We start from the raw sequence: 2,055 nt of genomic DNA on the forward strand, positions 1-2,055 counted from the left end.
GAGCTGGCCGCCCGGATGCGCACCGCCGCGGCCATGCAGGCCGGCATGCCGCGTCCCGAGCGGTGCCAGCTCGGTGGCTCCTCCGGGTGCACCGAAACGGCCGAGATCAAGGTCGCCGACTCCTGGGGCGACGCGGCGTGGGGCTGCCCGGCCCACGTCGAGGAGGCCATCCTCAACGTGCGGTCGGTGTTCATCGCCAGCGAGGAACTCGGCGGCCTGGCCGCGTACCTCAATCGTTGAACTTCGGGCGGACCGCCTCGGGCGGCCGAACCGGACGCGAAGCGATAACGTCGAGCCGCAGAGATACTTCTCTATCGCTCGGGGAGATCCGATGGCCATTCGCAGACCGACGAGTTTCGCTGTCGGCGCGCTGTTCACGATCGCGACTCTCGCGGTCAGCGGCACGTCAGCAGTCGCCGCTCCCGCACCGGCGCCCGCGACGGCGCCACCTGGCGTCACGCACGAGGAGAACCCCCGCGTGCCGGAGGGCTCGGTATGGACGGAGGCGTACTTCCCCTCCGCCGACCAAAGTGACGTCGAGCTCCACGCCGATGTCCTGCGGCCGGCGCACCTGTCGCCCCGCGCCAAGACGCCGGTGATCCTGGCCGTCGGCCCCTACTTCAGCCACGCCGGCCAGACCGGGCCGGAGGGGTGGCCCGAGACCGGCCCGTCCAGCCGGTTCGCGGACTTCACCAGCGGCACCGACCTCTTCGCCCGCGGCTACACCTACGTCATGGTCGACCTACGCGGATTCGGCGGGAGCACCGGCTGCCTCGACTGGGTGGGTCCGGGCGAGCAGGCGGACGTCAAGGCGGCGATCCAGTGGGTGGCGACGCAGCCGTGGTCGACCGGCAAGGTGGGCATGTACGGCAAGTCGTACGACGCCGTGACCGGTCTGGTGGGCAACAACCTGCGCCTCGGGGCGCTGCGGGCCGTGGTCGCCCAGGAGCCGGTGTGGAACATGTACAACTACCTGTTCAGCAACGGCGTACCCCGGCCCAACGTGACCGGCACGCCGAACGCCTACAACAGCATCGCCACGATCGCACCGCTGGCGGACGACACCGACCGCTACAAGGCCAACGCGGCCTACGAGCAGAGTCACCCCGAGTGCCTCTCCGACAACCTCACGAACAACAACAACCCTGACCTCGGCTCGGCCTACTGGCGGGCCCGTAACCTCGCCGCGAAGGCGAAGGGCACGAGCACCCCGCTGTTCGTCACCCAGGGCTTCATCGAGAACAACACCAAGCCGGAGGACATGGAGGAGTACCTCGACAACCACCACGGTCTCGAGCGGGGCTGGCTGGGGCAGTGGGAGCACGTCCGCGGCAACGAGCGGAACAGCGAGGGCCGGTTGCTGATGGGCCGGGCCGGCTTCTTCGACGAGGTCATGCGCCTCTACGATCGCTACCTGAAAGGCATCAAGCCGCAGGTCAACGACCCCGCCTTCGCCATCGAGGACAACACCGGCCAGTGGCGCGCACAGCCGACCTGGCCGAAGCCGACGTCGGCCACCGTGGCGAAGCTGCCGGACGGGCAGTACGTCGATGACGGCGTCGCCTCGACCCTGGCCGCGCCGGCCGCGGCCGCGGACCGCAAGTGGGACATGGAGCACGCCGCGGATCCCGCCCCGCCCGCCGCCAAGACCCGCGCCGCGATGGCGGCCGACGCCCACAGCTACTTCGGCTGGTCCACGCCGACCACGTCCCGGGTGCGAATCACCGCCACGCCGCGGGTCACGCTGCAGGCGAGCGCGTCCGGCAACGTCATGGTGCGGCTGTGGGACGTCGCTCCGGACGGGACCGCGGTGATGTTCGACGAGAACGTCGCGCTGATCGAACGGGCGGGCCGGGTCGCGTTCGAGCTGAAGTCCACCGACTGGACCTTCGAGGTGGGTCACCAGCTCGGCGTCCAGATCGGGACGGTCAGCAGCGGGAACTGGCGGGACACCCCGAGCGGCAACACGATCCAGGTGACCCGGGCCCGGCTGCACAAAAATAGTGGCTAATTGCTAGCCACTAAGTTCAAAACCATTAAAGCCCCAGCAACCAA

1 protein-coding gene and 1 pseudogene are annotated in these 2,055 nt (G+C 69.3%); both read left to right on the plus strand.

The genetic code is table 11. The annotated features are described in order from the left end of the window. Positions 1 to 240, plus strand: a pseudogene (locus tag AB0M20_RS40270) (GAF domain-containing protein); the annotation flags it as partial. A gap of 91 nt (positions 241 to 331) precedes the next feature. Beyond that, the gene (locus tag AB0M20_RS40275) at positions 332 to 2,011 is read left to right on the plus strand and encodes a CocE/NonD family hydrolase (RefSeq protein ID WP_364306424.1); all 1,680 of its coding nucleotides are present in this window, start codon (positions 332 to 334) and stop codon (positions 2,009 to 2,011) included. Positions 2,012 to 2,055 lie beyond the last annotated feature (44 nt).

Source organism: Actinoplanes sp. NPDC051633, from assembly GCF_040681735.1.
Classification (GTDB): Bacteria; Actinomycetota; Actinomycetes; order Mycobacteriales; family Micromonosporaceae; genus Actinoplanes.